Below are 17,866 nucleotides of genomic sequence, written 5' to 3'. Positions count from 1 at the left end.
TCAATTCGTCTTAGTTATGGTTACCAGTAATTTCTAGTAAACGTTGTTTCAAATCTTCTTCCATGACACCTAGTTCTAATTCAGCATTACGACGTTTTTCTTTCCCTTCTTGTTGGATACGCAAGGTTTCTTGGATTGTTTCAAGTAAGTCGTTTTGGGTTTTTTGTAGTGTTTCGATGTCTACAATACCACGTTCATTTTCACGAGCAGTTTCAATTGCAGATACTTTCAACATTTCTGAATTTTTGCGCAACAAGTCGTTGGTCGTTTCTGATACTTGACGTTGTGCAGTTGCTGCTTCTTTTTGACGAAGTAAGGTCAAAGCGATCACAACTTGGTTTTTCCATAATGGAATTGCTGTGTTAATTGATGCATGGATTTTTTCTGCCAACGCTTGGTTGGTATTTTGGATTAAACGAATTTGTGGTGCTTGCTGAATCGTAATTTGGCGAGCCAGACGTAAATCGTGTGTTCGTTTATCTAAACGATCCAAAAATTGTGAATAATCATTGGCGATTTGAACGTCCATTTGATCACCAGTTTGGCGAGCTTTTTCTAACGCTTCTGGAATAATTTTGGTTTGTAATTCTTCCATTTTAAGTTCACCAGCTGCAATATAAATGTTTAGGGCATCGAAATAGTCTTTGTTTTTGGTATATAATTGTTCAAGCATCAGATTATCTTTTAATAAGCCATCTTTTTCTTTGTTCAGTTTTACGGCAACTTTATCAATTTGTGCGCCAATTTTTTGGTATTTTGCAGTGACTTCATAAATGGATTGCTTGACTTTACCAAACATACGTTTAAAAATACTACCTTCACCAGCACGTAAATCATCAGGATTGGCTTCTTGTAGACGATACATCAACTCAGTTAGTGAATCACCGACGGGACCAACATCCGCTGCTTGCACGTGGGACAACATAGACTGTGAAAAGTCACTAAGTTTTGTTTGTGCTGCAGCACCATATGTAATGACTGCTTGCTGGTCGGTTACATCAATTTTAGCTGCCAATTCTTTGGCTTGTTGTTGACGTCCTTCAGGAAGTTGGTCAATCAGACGTGGTGCTTGTTTTTGTGTATGCAGTTCTGAAATTTCTTGTTGTTGTGTAACAGTTAATGAATCTAAATTGGGAGCAAATGGATCACTTAATAAATCTTCTAATGTATCAGTCGTTTGTTTTGGTGTGTCTGTCATGTAAAATGTCCTCCTTTTAATGAACAAAATCATGTCTGTATAGTCAGAAGTGAGATAAAAGAAGGCTCTTATCTCACTTCATTTTGCTTATACTCATTATCTCTTTTTATGCTTTGTTTGGCAATTGATAATTCAATATCTAAGTCATCTAAATCATCGGAAACAAATTTTTGGTAGTCTTGTGTAATTAATGAAGCCATTTGATCGATAATTTGGATACTTTCTTCAATTTTCTCATACGTATCACGATTTTTAATTTCGTGGTTGTTAATTTCGATAAATTTATCTGTTAAATCAACCATGTTCGGTAAGTGTGTGTAGAGAAAATGACTTGCTTCGTTTAGACGAGTAGGTTCTTTGACTAGTTCTTTGAACAATGCCTTAGCAGCACGAATAGTATCATGTCGCAAATCAATTGCTTTTAATTTAGCACTGTTGCCAATATTTTTTTGTAACTGCTCAATTTGTTGTTTTGCTTGATTCAATGTTTCACGGAAAAACTCAATTTCACGATAAGACATACCGCTATCAAGGTAACTTTTTTCGCGTTGTTTTGATAAGCTAGGTAAGCTATTTGTTGAAACAGGTTTTGATTTGCCTTTAAATCCATAGATGACGAGAAGGATGCCACCAAATAGTAAAACTAAAGGAAAATGATTTGTAATGAGTCGACTGAATATGATAAAAGCAACAATTACAAGTCCAATGGTAATCCACTTTGATTTTTTCATCTAAAATTTCCTCCTATATTTTATTACAGACAACGTTTGTGTGTTAGTTGTGTTGTTTATGCATTTATTTTAGCATGTTACGTGAAAGAAAAGAATCCGACTTGCGTTGGATTTTTTGAATTTAGAGAATTTATAAGAAATATCTGATAGAGACAAAAAGTTTATCAAACTAAACCTTAGGACTTAGGAAATTTTCAAGTAACTATGGTAAACTTAATGATAATTAGAAAATTGTGCAAGAAAGTAGGATGGATCCATGCTTCAATATGAAGATTTTGAAGAAAAAACAATTAAGCGCCAAGAAATTTTTCATGGGAAAATTATTGACGTTGCATTAGATGAGGTTCGTTTACCAGATGGTGGAACAGCGCAACGTGAGTTAGTTTTCCATCCAGGTGGCGTAGGTGTCTTAGCAATTACGAAAGAAAATAAAATTGTGCTAGTGAAACAATTTAGAAAGCCGTTGGAACGAGTGATTATCGAAATTCCTGCTGGGAAAATTGATCCAGGGGAAGGCCGTCATCCGGAAGAAACGGGCGCGCGCGAATTAGAAGAAGAAACGGCTTATCGTGCAGAAAGTATGGAACATCTTGCTTCGATGTATCTTTCACCCGGTTTTGCCAACGAATTATTGCATGTCTATTATGCAAAAAACATTGAAAAAGTAGCGAACCCATTAGCCCAAGATGATGATGAAGTTCTAGAAGTATATGAATGGACATTGGCTGAAGCAAAACAAGCAATTGAAGAAAAAACAATCTGTGATGCAAAAACGATTTTTGCGATTCAGTATTGGGAATTGTTGATTGCTCAAGGGAGGTTGTAGTATGAAAAAAGGGCCACTGGTTACTCGTTCTGAATTACGACGACGTCAAGCAGAAGAGCAAGCAGCGATGGAGCGCAATCGTCAATTAATAAAAAGACAATCCGAAGAAGAACTTCGTGAAAAAGAACAAAAAATTGATCAATTTTATCGTAAAGAATTGAAAAAAAATAAACCTGTAGAACGTACAAGAGTAGGCGAACGTCAACGGTCATCAAAAATGAATGCTTTTTTGATGAAGAGTATTATAATTGTGACGTTACTTTTGATTGTCGTGGGGTTAATGGTCTTTTTCTTATAATTTATGAATGTGAGGCAGTTTAAATGAAAATTGGAATTATTGGTGCAATGGCACAAGAAGTAGCGGTATTGAAAGCAAAATTGGATAATTTGAAGGTTTGGGAAAAAGCAGGTGCAACATTTTATTCTGGGAACTATGCTGGACATACATTAATCGTGGTGCAATCAGGAATTGGGAAAGTCTTATCTTCGATTACGACGAGTTTATTAATTCAGCAATATGAAGTAGAAGCAATTGTCAATACTGGTTCAGCAGGTGGAATCGGCGAAGGTTTAGCTGTAGGTGATTTAGTGATTTCAGAAAAATTAGCCTACCATGATGCAGATGCCACAGGTTTTGGTTATGCATATGGACAAATTCCTGGAGGTATGCCTTTGTACTATGAAGCAGACCGTAAGTTAGTAGCAGCTGTTGAAAAAGCCGCTGAAAAAACCGGCCATCAAGTGAAAAAAGGCTTAATTGTGACAGGCGATTCATTTATTGATAATCCAGAAAAAATCGCTGAAATTTTAGGTCATTTTCCTGATGCATTAGCATGTGAAATGGAAGGTGCTGCTATTGCGCAAACAGCGATGCAATTCGATGTACCATTTTTAGTTGTGCGTGCAATGAGTGATACAGCGGACCATGCGGCAACTCAAACATTTGATGAATTTATTGAAGAAGCTGGCAAACGTTCAGCGGAAATGGTTTTAGCTTTTGTCGAGGCAATTGCCTAATCAATGACGAGGAGGAAAACAAGTGAAGGCATTAATTTCGATTGATTATACAAACGATTTTGTAGCAACAGATGGTGCATTAACCACAGGTGAAGCAGGGCAAGCAATTGAAGCTGTTTTAGTACAAAAGACCCAAGAATTTATCGAAGCGGGTGACTTTGTCGTCTTTGCAATTGATAAGCATGATCAGTCTGATGCGTTTCATCCAGAAAATCAATTGTTTCCACCGCATAATTTAGCAGGCACCGTTGGTCGGGAATTATATGGTAGTTTAGCTTTTTTATATGAAAAACATCAGTCCGATGCAACCGTCTATTGGCTAGACAAGCGCCATTATTCGGCTTTTAGTGGAACGGATTTAGATATTCGTTTACGTGAACGTCAGATTACCGACATCTATTTGACGGGTGTCTGTACCGATATTTGTGTCTTGCATACAGCAGTAGATGCGTATAATCTGGGCTACCGGATTCATATCATTGAACAAGCGGTCGCAAGTTTTGATGCACAAGGACATGAATGGGCATTACGCCATTTTAAAGGTAGTTTAGGTGCAAGTATTGAATAAAATCCATTAAGAGAAATGATTGTTGCTGAAAATTTCGGCAGAATTATTTCTCTCTTTTTGCTTAAGTATTATGAACCAAAATTGGCGCTAAAAAGGAGAACCAAGAATGACAGAAAAAGATCAATGGGTAACCTTACCTGAAGAACGTTTTGCGGCTTATCGCCGTTGGACAACGCCAAAAGGCTATTTATGTGGAACGACAGCCGCATCTGTATTATTGGCGTATTACCAAGATTATATTGATGAAACGATCATTCCAACCTATATTCGTCGTAAAAATAGTCGTCAAAAAGAAACACTGGCACATTTTTTACAATTATTTATTCAACCATTAGGATTACCGACCATTGCGTTGCAAGTCTCGCATGGATTATCGGCTTACTTTAATCATGTGAGCGTCAATTTACGTGCGCGTATGACAATGGTGGGTGGCTGGCACCGAGCAGTGAAACGCATTGACCAAGGAAAGCCCGTGATTGTTGGTGTATTGAAAGTTTTAGGCAGTACCTATGGCAATCATTGGGTAACGGCTTATGGTTACTTAGAAACTAGCGAGGGAGAACGCTTCTTAAAAGTACACGACAATTGGGGCAACCATAAACAAGTTATTCCGGCGTCATGGGTTAATGGGACCGTCTCACTCCCTTAATATAAAACAAACTTATTAACTTAAAGCAGTAAATTATGTTAAAATGAAGAAAAATTCTATTGGAGGCTCACATGGTCGAAAAATATCACGATGAATCATTGAAGATTTTTAGTTTGAATGGAAATGTTCCTTTAGCAGAAAAGATTGCTAAAGAATTTGGTACCAAATTAGGAAAATGTGCGATTAAAAAGTTCAGTGATGGCGAAATTGCTATCAGCATTGAAGAAAGTGTTCGAGGTGCGCACATCTATATCATTCAATCCACAAATCAGCCAGTAAATGACTATTACATGGAATTAATGATTATGATTGATGCAATGAAACGGGCGAGTGCCAAAACAATTAACGTGGTTTTACCGTATTATGCGTATGCACGTCAAGATCGTACAGCGAAACCACATGAACCAATTACTGCCAAATTAATTGCTAATATGCTTGTCGAAGCAGGCGCAACACGTGTTCTAACACTTGACTTGCATGCTGTCCAAGTACAAGGGTTCTTTGATATTCCAGTAGATAACTTATTTACGATTCCACTGTTTGCGAATTATTATCAAAATAAAGGTATGGAAGGCGATGATTATGTCGTTGTCTCTCCTAAAAACAGCGGTGTTGGACGTTCACGAAGCTTAGCTGAATATTTGAACACCACTTTAGCTATTGTTGACCAAGATGAGTCACTAGAAGATGGTGGGTATGTGATTGGCGATGTGGCTGGTAAAACATGTATCATGGTCGATGATATTTTAAATACTGGTCATACTTTTGCAGAAGCAGCACGTTTGTTAAAAGAAGAAGGTGCAACAAATGTGTACGCTTGTTGTTCGCATGCGTTATTATCACCACCAGCAAGAGAGGTTCTAAACGATGCACCAATTGAAGATATTTGTGTAACGGATTCTTGCTTAACAGATGAGACACGTCATCCAGATAAGTTGACCTACATTACGTGTTCAAAATTAATGGGCGAAGCAGTCAAACGTATCCATGAAAATACACCGATGAGCCCGTTATTTAAATTAAGTGAAGAAAAATATCTATAAATAAGAGACCAACCAAAGCTTATTCTCTTTGGTTGGTTTTTTTACTAAATTTGCTATAATAGCGATAAAGAAGGTGAGAAAATGACATATTTTGATCATGCGGCGACAACACCAATTCGTCCAGATGTTGTTGAAACAATGAGCCAAGTAATGCTTGGAGTTGTGGGGAATCCATCAAGTATTCATCAATATGGTCGTAAAGCACATGAATACTTAGAAAATGCGCGTCAAATTATTGCAGATAGTTTGCACGTTGCCCCTCATGAAATTATTTTTACAAGCGGTGGCACTGAAGGCGACAATACAGCAATTATTGGAACGGCACTTTCTCGTCAAAGTGAAGGCCAACATATCATCACAACAGCAGTTGAACATCCAGCTGTTTTACAATCCATGCGTTATTTAGAAACACTTGGTTTTGAAATCACCTATTTGCCTGTAAATAAACAAGGTCAATTAACAGTCGATGATGTTGCTGCGGCATTACGTGATGACACAATTTTAGTTTCTATCATGTTTGCTAATAATGAAACTGGCAATATTTTCCCAATCCAAGAAATTGGTGAACTTTTACAAGACCACCCTGCGTATTTTCACACAGATGCAGTCCAAGTATATGGGAAATTACCAATTAATGCTCATGAATTACAAGTCGATTTATTGACTACCTCAGGACATAAGATAAATGGACCAAAAGGGATTGGCTTTATTTACAAACGAGATGCTGTTCGTTTGCCAGCGTATCTACATGGCGGTGAACAAGAAGAAAAAAGACGAGCTGGAACAGAAAATTTAGCGGCGATTTGTGGCATGGCTAAGGCTATTCAAATCTTATCAGAAGAAGAACAAAGTAAGAATCAACAAAGATATCAAATGTTTAAAACTTACTTGTTAGAAACTTTAACAACTCACCAAGTCGATTTTCATATCAATGGCGACCCAACCAATCAATTGCCGCATCTTATCAATCTGCAATTTGTGGGTGTACCTAGTGATTTACTATTAATGCACTTGGATTTAAAAGGCTTTGCTGTTTCTACTGGTTCAGCTTGTACTGCAGGAAATGTAGAACCATCGCATGTGTTAGAAGCCATGTATGGAAAGAATGCCCAAGCTGTTAAAGAATCGATTCGTATTAGTTTCGGCTACGGCAATACATTTTCAGAAGTCGAAGCTTTTGTGGAAGTCTTATTAGCAACGATTGAACGATTAAAACGATAAAGACTAGTCAAACGAAATCGAACCCGATATAATAGAGACAAATAGGAATAGATGAGGTGAAAAGATGGCATTTGAACAAACGGCGTCAGTCTTAGGTGCTGCAGTGAACTACCGTTTAGCACCAACTGCAAAGCGCTATACATTGAGAGATAATGGATTCACAGAAACAAAAAGTGGGAATTTCCAACTAATTCGTCCTTTAGAAGCAACCCCTCAAAGCAAAGAAGGATTTAAGTTAAAAATCACTGTCGATAAAGACATTCAAAAAATCAAAATGTCTGTTACAACAGCTAACGGTCTAAAAGCTGTCAATATTTTCAAAGACAGTGCAAATGATTTATTACAGGAAAAATTTTATTTCTTAATGGACGGTTTTATTGACCGTGGATTATTTGAGAAAGTGTAAGCTGCAGATAACTTCTGTAGCTTTTTTTGTTTGACAGGTACCAAAATCAGCTGGAGGGAACCTACTTGTGATCAAGTGGGTTCTTTTTTTCTAAATAGGATTTTGACCATCCGATAAAAAATGTCCATACTAGTGGACACACGAAAAAGATTGCGCTTACAAAAATAGATTATATTATAGACAAGGAGTTGATGATATGAAGCTAAGCAAGAGAGAAAATTATTTGTTAGAGTTATTAATTAAAAATGACATGACTCTCACAGCACAAGAGCTTGCAAATTTTGCTCATGTCTCTACTAAAACAATTTATAGAACAATCAAGAGAATCAATGACGAGTTTTCTGGTGGAGATATTATTACTGCTGAAATTGGTAGAGGTTTCCGTTTAGATTACGAGAAGTATTTGCGAGAAAGCATTGATGGAAATCAGGAGAGAACCGATGCGTCATTACACCGACGCAATAATATTATGTTAACGTTGCTTTTTAAGTCGCCTAACTCAGTTGCTATGGATGCATTATTTGAACCATATTTTATTACAGAGACTGTCATCATCCAAGACATTAAAAAGATGAAATTATTTTTAAAAGACTATCATTTGTTGCTGCGTAAAAAGAATAAACGGCTATCGATTATTGGCGATGAAAGAAATATCCGTAAAACTGTCAATTATTTAATTGCGCAAGAGAATCTGATTAACGATACATTTTTGGCAGATGCACAAAATGTAAAGGCTTACGATATTGATTATCTCACGTCGCTTTTAGAATTGATTGAAAAAAGATTACGTACAACGATTAGTTATCCTTACAATATCAATATTTTTTCACATCTATATATTTTATTGAAGCGAAGTCGAGAAGGAGGAATTACTGAAAAAATTGATAATACATTGGATGACGAGGAAATAGAATTGATTGCCAAATATCAACCTATTTACAATGTTTCAAAAGAAGTTATCCAACGAATGAGTGGTTATCTTGGGTATCGGTTAAGTGACATTGAATCATTTTTCTTATTTCAATATTTGATATCTTCACGACTAGAAAATCAAAGTGAAGCAGTGTACAGGGAAGAAGAAGCAATTGAAGTGACTGCATTTTTTATGGAAGAAATGAAAAAAATGGTTGGTCCTGAAATTGATATAGATAAATATCAGGATGATTTGATTAGCCATATTGTTCCTCTATTATATCGCTTAAAAAATGACATTGTCATAAAAAATGAATTGTTAAAAGACATTCGGTTAGAGTATCAGAACATGTTTCAATGCGTTTCACAAGTAGCCAAGAAAGCCGAGAAAAAATTTGAGTTATCAACAATAAGTGAGGATGAAATTGGTTTCCTTGTCTTATATTTTGTTCGTTATAAAGAAATACAAAAACAAAAGAAACGAGTATTGATTATGTGTAGTAGTGGCGTGGGAACATCAGAATTATTGAAAGTAAAAGTAAAAAAAGCTTTTCCAGATATTGAAATTGTAGATGTTCTTTCTTCCAAAAAATTTAGTCAAAAGCTCAATCAATATACAGATATCGACCTCATACTCACAACGATACATTTTACAACAAAAACAGAGATTCCGACGATGCTAGTGAACTCTGTTTTTACGAAACAAGACGAAGAACGAACCAAGAAAATTTTAGGAGGAATCGGGAATGGATCAGCACTTAACAGAAAATTTCAGCATAGCTAATGTAATTACGGAGGATTTAGTGGATTTAAACTTACAGGCAACAACGAAAGAAGAGGCAATTAAAGAATTAACTGCGCTTCTTTATCAAAATAACATCATTACAGACACAACTGGTTTTTTGGAAGATGTCTTTAACCGTGAGAAGGAGGGGATGACAGGGTTAGGACAAGGGATTGCAATCCCTCATGGAAAATCAGACTGTGTCACAAAAACATCGCTTGTCGTCGGAAAAGTGAGTCAACCGATTGAATGGGAATCATTAGATGACGAACCAGTCAGTGTCATTATCTTGTTTGCTGTCAGAAACGTTGAAGCTAATACGTTACACATTAAATTATTACAAAAGGTCGCAATGCTATTAGCAGATGAAACATTCATTGAAGAATTGCATCATGCAACCACGAAAGAAAAAATGATGGAATTATTATCAAAAGAACCTGAGTAACGGTGGTCAATTTTTTAATAAGAGGAGGAAATAACATGAAAATTGTTGGAATTGCAGCATGCACGTCAGGGATTGCTCATACGTATATTGCCAAAGAAAAGCTAGTGAAAGCCGCACAAGCACTTGGACACGATATTCATATTGAAACACAAGGCACAATTGGAACGGAAGATGAATTGACACAAGCCGAGATTGATGCCGCAGATGTTGTGATTATTGCAGCCGATATCAAAGTTGGTGGGAAGGAGCGTTTCCAAGGAAAGAAAGTAGTTGAAGTTCCGACCAGTTTAGTGATTAAAGCACCCAAAGGCTTAATTAATAAAATAGAAGAACAATTGTAAAGGAGACAGTGTTATGTTACGTAAATTAGAAATCAAAAAACATGCGTTAACAGCTATTTCTTATATGTTGCCGGTGGTAGTAACAGCAGGCTTATTAATTGCGATTGGTAATTTGACAGGTGGGCAAGTTATCAGTGATTACACGACGAATTATTCTGTACCTGATGCACTTGTGTCTTTAGGTGTCTTAGGGATGGGCTTATTAGCACCTGTCATTTCTGCAGCAATTGCTTATTCAATTGCGGATCGACCGGGTATTGGACCAGGATTATTCATGGGACTTATTGCCAATTCAATTGGCGCCGGCTTTTTAGGTGGCATGCTTGGTGGTTATATTGTAGGTTTCTTTGTTTTATTTTTAGTGAAAAATCTAAAAGTTCCTAAATGGGCGCAAGGATTAATGCCGATGATGATTGTCCCTGTTTCCTCAACAATTATTGTTGGTCTAGCCATGTACTTTGTGATTGGCGTACCAATTGTTTGGGCAACGAATGCCTTGACCGAGTTCTTAACTAATTTACAAGGTTCTGGAAAATTTTTATTCGGTTCGATTGTTGGCGGGATGGCAGCCTTTGATTTTGGTGGACCAGTCAATAAAGTAGCCTCTTTATTTGCAGATGGTATGTTGTTAGAAGGAATCCAAGAACCAGAAGCTGTTAAGATTTTAGCTTCTATGGTGCCACCATTTGGCGTGACATTTGCATGGATTCTATCGAAAGTATTTAATAAACCGAAATTCTCACAAGGAGAAGAGGACAATATTAAGATTGCTTTTCCGATGGGGTTAGCGATGATTACTGAAGGTGTTATACCGATTGCGGCTGTGGATCCGCTGCGAGTCATTGTTTCTTGTACGATTGGAGCAGCAATTGGTGGTGGACTAAGTATGAGTTGGGGCGTGGGTTCACCGGTGCCTTCTGGTGGTGTGTTTATCATCCCAACTATGACCGATCCGCTGAAGTTCACTATAGCATTGCTAATTGGTTCAGCAATTACAGGGATTTTATTATTTGTTCTTAAGAAAAAGCCCGTTGAAACAGTGGAAGACATCGAGGAAGAAGAGGTTGATTTTTCTTCAATCAAAATTTCTTAGGAGGTTATTATGTACGTATCTATGAGAGAAATGTTGGCGAAAGCAAATCAAGAAAATTATGCAGTATTAGCCATTAATTGCTTTAATTTGGAAACGGCAAAAGCGGTCATTGAAGCAGCGGAAGAAATGCATGCACCAATTATCGTAGACTTGTTGGAAGAACATTTGAAAATGCATCTTGATTATCGGTACCTCACAAAACCAATTATTCGTATGGCAAATAACGCCAAAGTGGATGTCGCTATTAATTTAGATCATGGGCAAGAAGTTGCATATGTCAAACAATGTTTACAAGAAGGTTTTTCAAGTGTCATGATGGATGCTTCGATGTATCCCTTAGAAGAAAATATTCGTATCACAAAAGAAATGGTTCAGTTTGCGCAACAATTTAATGCGAGTGTTGAAGCAGAAGTCGGTGATTTAGGTGTGGTAAATGGTAATCAATGGACAAACCAGGAAATGTATACCGATCCTGATGAAGCGATTCAATTTATTCAAGCAACAGGTGTAGACTGTTTGGCATTGTCTTACGGGTCGACTCATGGGGATTACCCAGAAGGCTATGTCCCAGAATTTCGTTTTGATATTGTAGAAAAAATAAAAAAAGCGACTCAGTTACCATTAGTGTTACACGGTGGTTCAGGTGCTGGTGAGGAAAACATTCGCAAATCGGTGGCATTAGGTATTAATAAAATTAATGTAGGCTCGGATTTTATGAAGGCTCAATTAGCAGAAATCCAACATTGTTTAGCCAAAGATCCGTTAATGGGTTATCCTGATGTGATTCATGCCACTATTTCAGCAGGAAAAGAAGTCGTAAAAAAATATATTGAAATTGCTGGTTCTAAAAATAAAGCGTTATAAAAAAGGAGAGACTATTTATGTTAATCAATATGAAACAAATGTTAGAAGTTGCGAAAGAAAACAAATTCGCTGTGGGTGCATTCAATGTAGCAGATAGTAATTTTTTACGAGTAGTTGTTGAAGCAGCGGAAGAAAATGATTCACCAGCCATTATTGCTGTGCATCCAACCGAACTGGATTTTGTCAAAGATGAATTTTTCCAATATGCTGTTTCTCGTGCCAAAAATAGTAGTGTCCCTTTCGTTATCCATATGGACCATGGCGATAGTTTAGCAAGTATCATGCGTGCGATTCATTGTGGCTTTACTTCTGTCATGATTGATGGCTCCTTATTACCATTTGAAGAAAATATTGCTGTCACCAAAGAAGTAGTGGACGTCTGCAAAAAAATCGGTGTATCTGTCGAAGGTGAGCTAGGAACAATTGGTAATACGGGTACTTCAATTGAAGGTGGGGTATCTAAAGTGATTTATACCCGCCCAGAAGATGCAGAAGAGTTCATTGAAAAAACGGGTATCGACACGTTAGCAGTCGCTATCGGAACAGCACATGGTATCTACCCGAAAGATGTCAAACCAGAACTAAAAATGGATGTCTTAGAGCAAATTAAAGAAAGAGTAGATATTCCTTTAGTGTTACATGGCGGCTCTGCCAATCCAGATGAAGAAATTGCACGTGCGGTAGAAATTGGGATTCAAAAAATTAATATTTCTTCTGATTACAAATACGCTTTTTATAAAAAATGCCGCGAAATTTTAGCTAGCACGGAATTGTGGGATCCTAATGCTATTTTCCCAGATTGTATTGATGCAGCCAAAGAAGTTGTGACACAAAAAATGGGACTCTTCAACTCATTAGGTAAAGCAAGTTTGTATCGCGAGATGAATGAAAAACCATTTAGACAAAACGATATTTAAAGTAAAATACCTATCTGTTTAGCAGGTAGGTATTTTTGTTGTCTAACAAACCAAACGCCAAAGCGTGAAATTCTTGCCAACTTCATGTATAATAGCAAATACTGAAAAAGTAGCGACCTTCAAATCGTGGATGTTTCAGAATCTATATTGAAATGATGGTGAAATTCATGACAGACAATAGTAAGACTAGAGTTGTCGTTGGAATGAGTGGCGGGGTTGACTCGTCAGTAACAGCACTTTTGTTAAAAGAACAAGGGTACGATGTCATTGGTATCTTCATGAAGAATTGGGATGATACGGATGAGAATGGTGTGTGTACAGCAACTGAAGATTATAAGGATGTAGCAAAAGTTGCTGCCCAAGTGGGGATTCCTTATTATTCAGTCAATTTTGAAAAAGAATACTGGGACCGTGTATTTGAGTATTTCTTAGCAGAATATCGTGCGGGACGAACACCAAACCCTGATGTGATGTGTAACAAAGAAATTAAATTTAAAGCCTTTTTAGACTATGCGATGGATTTAGGTGCCGATTATGTTGCCACTGGTCACTATGCCCAAGTGGTACGCGATGAAAATGGCATCTCACATATGTTACGTGGTGTCGATAATAATAAAGACCAAACGTATTTCTTAAGCCAATTATCACAAGAGCAGTTATCAAAAACGATGTTTCCTCTTGGTCATATGGAAAAATCAGAAGTACGTACGATTGCCGAACGTGCTGGTTTAGCCACGGCTAAGAAAAAAGATTCTACTGGCGTATGTTTTATCGGTGAAAAGAACTTCAAACAATTCTTGAGCAACTACTTGCCGGCAACAAAAGGCAAAATGGTCACTTTAGATGGTGAAGTAAAAGGGCAGCATGACGGCTTAATGTATTATACAATCGGTCAACGCCAAGGTTTAGGCATTGGTGGTGGCGGTAAGTCTTCTGAACCATGGTTTGTAGTTGGGAAAGATTTAGAAACGAATACATTATATGTAGGACAAGGATTCCATCACGAAGCGTTATATGCAGACCGTTTAGAAGCGAGTGACATTCACTTTACAACGAATGAAGAAAAACCAAAGGAATTCCACTGCACAGCTAAATTCCGTTATCGTCAACAAGACACAGGTGTAACTGTTCGTTTGTTGGATAATGATCGTGCAGAAGTTATTTTTGACGAACCAGTTCGTGCGATTACACCAGGACAAGCAGTTGTTTTCTATGACGGCGCAGAATGCTTAGGTGGCGGCCTGATTGATTGTGCTTATAAAGCTGAAAAAGTATTACAATACGTATAAGACAAGAGATGACTTCGTTGATGGAGTCATCTTTTTTGCTATTGTTTACAGGTATTACTGCGCTACTAACGCTATCTGTTACTTATCATTGGATTATCAACTCATGGATTTTTGGCAACGTACTGACTTATTTTTTCTGGTTTTTTATGGAAACAAGCTAAACAACAAGAAGATGTGGTGCTTGCGACGGTAAATTTTCTTTTCGCAATATTTTTAATCAGTCTATTGATAACCACTATCTGGATTTTTCTAGTGACAAGAGGCATGCCGTAAGAAGTTGAAAATATATGTTTCTATGCTATACTTAACTACAGGTTACTATCTTTTAGTTAAGTAAAGGAGAAGCTATGAAAAGTATTTTAGATATTTTTTTACAAGAGCAAGGGAAGACTCGGTATGAAGTGTCTAAGGCGACAGGTATTTCGGAAGCGACATTATCGAAAGCAAATAAACGCTCACCAGAAACATACACCGTCAAAACAGTGGCTACCATTGCCCAAGCGGTCAATCAAACACCAGGTGATGTCTTAAATCAGCTGATACAAATTCGCGATAATCCGAATCGTTTATATCTCGTTACAACGATGACGGAATTAAAACAACGAGTCAAAGAGCAAGAGGATGAATTTTTGATTCAAGGCGATTTTTCAGAATTATTAACAGAAGTCAAGCGGGAGCAGTTATCTGAAACGGCGATGCTAGGCTTTCAAGTTGGTAGCGGTGGTCAAGGAGACACAATGGCATGGCTCATCATGCGCATCCTGAATCTTTTTGGGAAAAATGATACCGACCGTGAGAACTTGAAACAAGATATCTCCACGTTATATCTTATTTCTTCGTTAGACGATGACAAAGTAAAACTGCAATTAAAACAACTAGTGTATTAAAAACAGACAATATGATTCATTTGTAACAAAACTAACGAACGATTTATAGAAGCTTTACAAACTCAATAAGGAATCGTGAAATGACTAAAACAGTATAAATCAAGGAATATCAAAAATTAGATAGGAAAATAGGACATGTTATTTCTTTACATTTAGTGAATAACCTTATTTCAAGCATTGGCTTTCACAAGCTAACTTCTTGAAACTTCCATTGAAACTGACTACTATTACGGTAACAAATGAAGTTTAAGGGGCGAATCCACGTGTATCAAGTAATAGTCATGTACGGTGATAACGAACCCTGGTGGTTTTTCGAAGAGTGGCAAAATGATATCCAAGAAGAAAAATCTTTTACAACATTAGAAGAAGCACAACGTTTTTACAAAAAAAAGTGGCATCTCATTTGCAATGAATACGAATATATTCATGCAAAGACAAACTATTTAAGTGCCTTTTGGAATGAAGGCGAAGAACGTTGGTGCGAGGAATGTGTAGAAGATTTGCAACAATACAAAGGATTAGCACTTTTGAAAAATTATCAGCCGGTATCAATTGAAAGCGAAAGGGAATTTTATGAAGCAACTAATTCTAGCGGAAAAACCAAGCGTTGCCAAAGATCTTAGCAGAGTACTTGGTGCAAATCAAAAACACAAAAATTATTACGAAGGACCAAAAGTTATTGTTACTTGGGCATTAGGTCATTTGTTAGGCTTAAAAATGCCAGAAGATTTAAACAAGGAATGGCAAACGTGGAAAATGGAGACTTTGCCAATGATTCCCAAACAAATTGGTATTAAACCATTGCCAAAAACTGGTCATCAACTAAAAGCCATCAAACAGTTGGCACAACGTAAAGATGTATCAGAAGCAGTTATTGCAACCGATGCTGGACGTGAAGGTGAACTAGTTGCGCGTTGGATTTTGGAATGGGTACGTTTTGACAAACCAGCGAAGCGACTATGGATTTCTTCGCAAACTGACAAAGCAATCAAAGCTGGATTTGCTAATTTACAACCAGCAAAAGCGTATGATAATTTGTATCAATCGGCTATTGCCCGATCAAAAGCCGATTGGTTAGTTGGTTTAAATGTCACACGAGCATTGACTGTGAAATACCAAGATAATTTAAGTGCAGGGCGTGTACAAACACCAACCCTTGCTTTAGTGCGCCAACAAGAGCGCAAAATTGAAACGTTCCGCCCACAAACATACTATGTGATTTCACTTGAAGTTGGGGAAGAACGAGGCAAACGTGTCCAAGCGAACCCTTACGAAATTAAAGACCAACAAACAGCCCAAGGCATTGTCCAACAATTAGGGAATGGACGTGTTGATTCAATTGTTGAAAAAGCCAAAACGGAATCTGCACCCTTACCTTATGACTTAACTGAAATTCAACGAGAAGCCAATCAGCGCTTTAACTTTTCAGCGAAAAAGACATTGTCTTTAGTTCAAAGTTTGTATGAAACACATAAAATCGTGACGTATCCACGAACAGATAGTAAATACCTTACACAAGATATGAAAGCAACGATGCGTGAACGATTACAAGCAGTCGCTGACTTTTCTCCAGAAGTGAAGACTTACATTAAAAATGGTGCCGTGGTTCAACAAAAAGCTGTCTTCAATGATGCCAAAGTGTCTGATCACCACGCATTATTACCAACGGAGCAAAAAGCCAATTATGCGAAATTAACAAGCGATGAGCAACGTATTTACAATTTAATTGTTTCTCGTTTCTTGATGTTGTTTGCTGCACCGCATAAGAAAGTGCAACAAAAAGTAACAGTGAAATTTGGCAAAGAGCAATTTATTTTTACGCAAAATAAAATTGTCGAAGCTGGTTGGAAAACGTCAGAAGAACAACGAGCGTCAACGATTCAATGGCAAGAAGGTATGACTGTTGCCCCAAACTTCTCTATTAAAAAAGAACTGACATCACCACCAAAACCGTTAAATGAAGGTACATTATTAGGCAAAATGGAGAAATTCAGTTTAGGTACGCCAGCAACACGGGCTGAAATTATTGAGAAGTTAATTAAGTCTGAGTTAATGGAGCGCACCCCTGCTGGTTTGCAAGTTTCGCCTAAAGGAAAACAATTACTCGAATTGGTCAATCCTTCTTTAGTATCTCCTGATTTAACCGAAAAATGGGAGAAACAACTTGAAGCAATTGCTAAAGGCCAATTTTCTAGTAAAGCTTTCTTACAGCAAATTGAAGAAGATACCAAGCAATTGGTAAAAGAAGTCAAACAAAGCGAACAAAAATACCAAGACTTTTCATTGACACAAAAGAAATGTCCAGAATGTGGCGAATTCTTACGAGAGAAAAATACACGTGATGGCAAAATTTATGTTTGCTCAAGTGCGGAGTGTAGTTATCGTCGTCGGAAAGACCCGAAACTATCCAATCATCGTTGCCCGCAATGCCATAAGAAAATGGAAATTATCGAAGGCAAAAATGGCGCCTTCTTCCGTTGTAAATTTGATGGTATAACTGAAAAGCTACCAACCAAAAATGAGAAGAAAAAGAAAATGACCAAACAGGAAGAACGTCGTTTAATGAAGAAATATTCGCAAGAAGAACCACAAGAAAGTCCATTAGCTGCAGCTTTGAAAGCTGCGATGGAAAAACAATAAAGAATTGGAGGGACTCTTTACTAGATTTGCTAGGT

Annotated in this window: 20 protein-coding genes; 18 read left to right on the top strand and 2 right to left on the bottom strand. The window is 37.2% G+C overall.

Annotation, left to right across the window (positions count from 1 at the left end):
* Nucleotides 1-10: 10 nt before the first annotated feature.
* The gene (locus tag BAU17_RS08870) at nt 11-1,198 is read right to left on the bottom strand and encodes a toxic anion resistance protein (RefSeq protein WP_161902458.1); all 1,188 of its coding nucleotides are present in this window, start codon (nt 1,196-1,198) and stop codon (nt 11-13) included.
* 68 nt (nt 1,199-1,266) lie between these two features.
* Nucleotides 1,267-1,929, bottom strand: a complete 663-nt coding sequence (locus BAU17_RS08865) for a 5-bromo-4-chloroindolyl phosphate hydrolysis family protein (RefSeq protein ID WP_161902457.1) — start codon at nt 1,927-1,929, stop codon at nt 1,267-1,269.
* 256 nt (nt 1,930-2,185) lie between these two features.
* On the opposite strand from BAU17_RS08865, the gene BAU17_RS08860 reads away from it, so the two are divergent.
* From BAU17_RS08860 to BAU17_RS08775, 18 genes are all read left to right on the top strand, one after another.
* A complete protein-coding gene (locus BAU17_RS08860) occupies nt 2,186-2,755 on the top strand; it encodes an NUDIX hydrolase (protein WP_161902456.1) in 570 nt (189 codons plus the stop codon).
* A 1-nt stretch (nt 2,756) separates the two neighbouring features.
* A complete protein-coding gene (gene macP / locus BAU17_RS08855; protein ID WP_161902455.1) occupies nt 2,757-3,053 on the top strand; it encodes a cell wall synthase accessory phosphoprotein MacP in 297 nt (98 codons plus the stop codon).
* Between the two features lie 23 nt (nt 3,054-3,076).
* Complete coding sequence (locus BAU17_RS08850; protein ID WP_161902454.1) at nt 3,077-3,772, top strand: 5'-methylthioadenosine/adenosylhomocysteine nucleosidase; 696 nt, start codon at nt 3,077-3,079, stop codon at nt 3,770-3,772.
* A gap of 22 nt (nt 3,773-3,794) precedes the next feature.
* Complete coding sequence (locus BAU17_RS08845; protein WP_161902453.1) at nt 3,795-4,340, top strand: cysteine hydrolase family protein; 546 nt, start codon at nt 3,795-3,797, stop codon at nt 4,338-4,340.
* Nucleotides 4,341-4,446: 106 nt separating this feature from the next.
* On the top strand, nt 4,447-4,989 hold the full coding sequence (locus tag BAU17_RS08840) for a C39 family peptidase (protein WP_161902452.1): 543 nt from the start codon (nt 4,447-4,449) through the stop codon (nt 4,987-4,989).
* A gap of 71 nt (nt 4,990-5,060) precedes the next feature.
* Nucleotides 5,061-6,032, top strand: coding sequence for a ribose-phosphate diphosphokinase (locus tag BAU17_RS08835; RefSeq protein WP_161902451.1), 972 nt, complete (start codon nt 5,061-5,063; stop codon nt 6,030-6,032).
* 81 nt (nt 6,033-6,113) lie between these two features.
* Nucleotides 6,114-7,253, top strand: a complete 1,140-nt coding sequence (locus BAU17_RS08830) for a cysteine desulfurase family protein (protein WP_161902450.1) — start codon at nt 6,114-6,116, stop codon at nt 7,251-7,253.
* A gap of 64 nt (nt 7,254-7,317) precedes the next feature.
* Nucleotides 7,318-7,659, top strand: a complete 342-nt coding sequence (locus BAU17_RS08825) for a DUF1831 domain-containing protein (RefSeq protein WP_161902449.1) — start codon at nt 7,318-7,320, stop codon at nt 7,657-7,659.
* A 196-nt stretch (nt 7,660-7,855) separates the two neighbouring features.
* Nucleotides 7,856-9,355, top strand: a complete 1,500-nt coding sequence (locus BAU17_RS08820) for a BglG family transcription antiterminator (RefSeq protein ID WP_161902448.1) — start codon at nt 7,856-7,858, stop codon at nt 9,353-9,355.
* Complete coding sequence (locus BAU17_RS08815; protein ID WP_161902447.1) at nt 9,318-9,800, top strand: PTS sugar transporter subunit IIA; 483 nt, start codon at nt 9,318-9,320, stop codon at nt 9,798-9,800. Before BAU17_RS08820 ends, BAU17_RS08815 begins: the two co-directional genes overlap by 38 nt.
* Before the next feature lie 35 nt (nt 9,801-9,835).
* Nucleotides 9,836-10,141: a PTS fructose transporter subunit IIB gene (locus tag BAU17_RS08810; protein ID WP_161902446.1), complete on the top strand. Its 306-nt coding sequence runs from the start codon at nt 9,836-9,838 to the stop codon at nt 10,139-10,141.
* A gap of 13 nt (nt 10,142-10,154) precedes the next feature.
* The gene (locus tag BAU17_RS08805; RefSeq protein ID WP_161902445.1) at nt 10,155-11,234 is read left to right on the top strand and encodes a PTS fructose transporter subunit IIC; all 1,080 of its coding nucleotides are present in this window, start codon (nt 10,155-10,157) and stop codon (nt 11,232-11,234) included.
* Between the two features lie 9 nt (nt 11,235-11,243).
* The gene (locus BAU17_RS08800) at nt 11,244-12,098 is read left to right on the top strand and encodes a class II fructose-bisphosphate aldolase (protein WP_161902444.1); all 855 of its coding nucleotides are present in this window, start codon (nt 11,244-11,246) and stop codon (nt 12,096-12,098) included.
* Between the two features lie 17 nt (nt 12,099-12,115).
* On the top strand, nt 12,116-13,015 hold the full coding sequence (locus tag BAU17_RS08795; RefSeq protein WP_161902443.1) for a ketose-bisphosphate aldolase: 900 nt from the start codon (nt 12,116-12,118) through the stop codon (nt 13,013-13,015).
* Nucleotides 13,016-13,182: 167 nt separating this feature from the next.
* A complete protein-coding gene (gene mnmA / locus BAU17_RS08790) occupies nt 13,183-14,304 on the top strand; it encodes a tRNA 2-thiouridine(34) synthase MnmA (RefSeq protein WP_161902442.1) in 1,122 nt (373 codons plus the stop codon).
* Between the two features lie 347 nt (nt 14,305-14,651).
* Entirely contained in the window at nt 14,652-15,191 is a 540-nt protein-coding gene (locus tag BAU17_RS08785; RefSeq protein WP_161902441.1) for a helix-turn-helix domain-containing protein, read from the top strand.
* A 263-nt stretch (nt 15,192-15,454) separates the two neighbouring features.
* Nucleotides 15,455-15,814 carry a DUF1033 family protein gene (locus tag BAU17_RS08780; protein ID WP_161902440.1) on the top strand — a complete coding sequence of 120 codons (360 nt, stop codon included), beginning with the start codon at nt 15,455-15,457 and terminating at the stop codon, nt 15,812-15,814.
* Nucleotides 15,765-17,831 carry a DNA topoisomerase III gene (locus BAU17_RS08775; RefSeq protein ID WP_161902439.1) on the top strand — a complete coding sequence of 689 codons (2,067 nt, stop codon included), beginning with the start codon at nt 15,765-15,767 and terminating at the stop codon, nt 17,829-17,831. The genes BAU17_RS08780 and BAU17_RS08775 overlap by 50 nt, the downstream gene beginning before the upstream one ends.
* The last annotated feature ends 35 nt before the right edge of the window (nt 17,832-17,866 follow it).

It is taken from the genome of Candidatus Enterococcus willemsii, from assembly GCF_009933335.1.
Classification (GTDB): Bacteria; Bacillota; Bacilli; order Lactobacillales; family Enterococcaceae; genus Enterococcus_F; species Enterococcus_F willemsii.
This window is presented reverse-complemented; position numbering and strand designations above follow the sequence as displayed.

Coding starts and splice junctions, on each gene's coding strand:
- BAU17_RS08870 (WP_161902458.1), bottom strand. CDS start 1,198: ATGACAGACACACCAAAACAAACGACTGATACATTAGAAGATTTATTA.
- BAU17_RS08865 (WP_161902457.1), bottom strand. CDS start 1,929: ATGAAAAAATCAAAGTGGATTACCATTGGACTTGTAATTGTTGCTTTT.
- BAU17_RS08860 (WP_161902456.1), top strand. CDS start 2,186: ATGCTTCAATATGAAGATTTTGAAGAAAAAACAATTAAGCGCCAAGAA.
- macP (WP_161902455.1), top strand. CDS start 2,757: ATGAAAAAAGGGCCACTGGTTACTCGTTCTGAATTACGACGACGTCAA.
- BAU17_RS08850 (WP_161902454.1), top strand. CDS start 3,077: ATGAAAATTGGAATTATTGGTGCAATGGCACAAGAAGTAGCGGTATTG.
- BAU17_RS08840 (WP_161902452.1), top strand. CDS start 4,447: ATGACAGAAAAAGATCAATGGGTAACCTTACCTGAAGAACGTTTTGCG.
- BAU17_RS08835 (WP_161902451.1), top strand. CDS start 5,061: ATGGTCGAAAAATATCACGATGAATCATTGAAGATTTTTAGTTTGAAT.
- BAU17_RS08830 (WP_161902450.1), top strand. CDS start 6,114: ATGACATATTTTGATCATGCGGCGACAACACCAATTCGTCCAGATGTT.
- BAU17_RS08825 (WP_161902449.1), top strand. CDS start 7,318: ATGGCATTTGAACAAACGGCGTCAGTCTTAGGTGCTGCAGTGAACTAC.
- BAU17_RS08820 (WP_161902448.1), top strand. CDS start 7,856: ATGAAGCTAAGCAAGAGAGAAAATTATTTGTTAGAGTTATTAATTAAA.
- BAU17_RS08815 (WP_161902447.1), top strand. CDS start 9,318: ATGGATCAGCACTTAACAGAAAATTTCAGCATAGCTAATGTAATTACG.
- BAU17_RS08810 (WP_161902446.1), top strand. CDS start 9,836: ATGAAAATTGTTGGAATTGCAGCATGCACGTCAGGGATTGCTCATACG.
- BAU17_RS08805 (WP_161902445.1), top strand. CDS start 10,155: ATGTTACGTAAATTAGAAATCAAAAAACATGCGTTAACAGCTATTTCT.
- BAU17_RS08800 (WP_161902444.1), top strand. CDS start 11,244: ATGTACGTATCTATGAGAGAAATGTTGGCGAAAGCAAATCAAGAAAAT.
- BAU17_RS08795 (WP_161902443.1), top strand. CDS start 12,116: ATGTTAATCAATATGAAACAAATGTTAGAAGTTGCGAAAGAAAACAAA.
- mnmA (WP_161902442.1), top strand. CDS start 13,183: ATGACAGACAATAGTAAGACTAGAGTTGTCGTTGGAATGAGTGGCGGG.
- BAU17_RS08785 (WP_161902441.1), top strand. CDS start 14,652: ATGAAAAGTATTTTAGATATTTTTTTACAAGAGCAAGGGAAGACTCGG.
- BAU17_RS08775 (WP_161902439.1), top strand. CDS start 15,765: ATGAAGCAACTAATTCTAGCGGAAAAACCAAGCGTTGCCAAAGATCTT.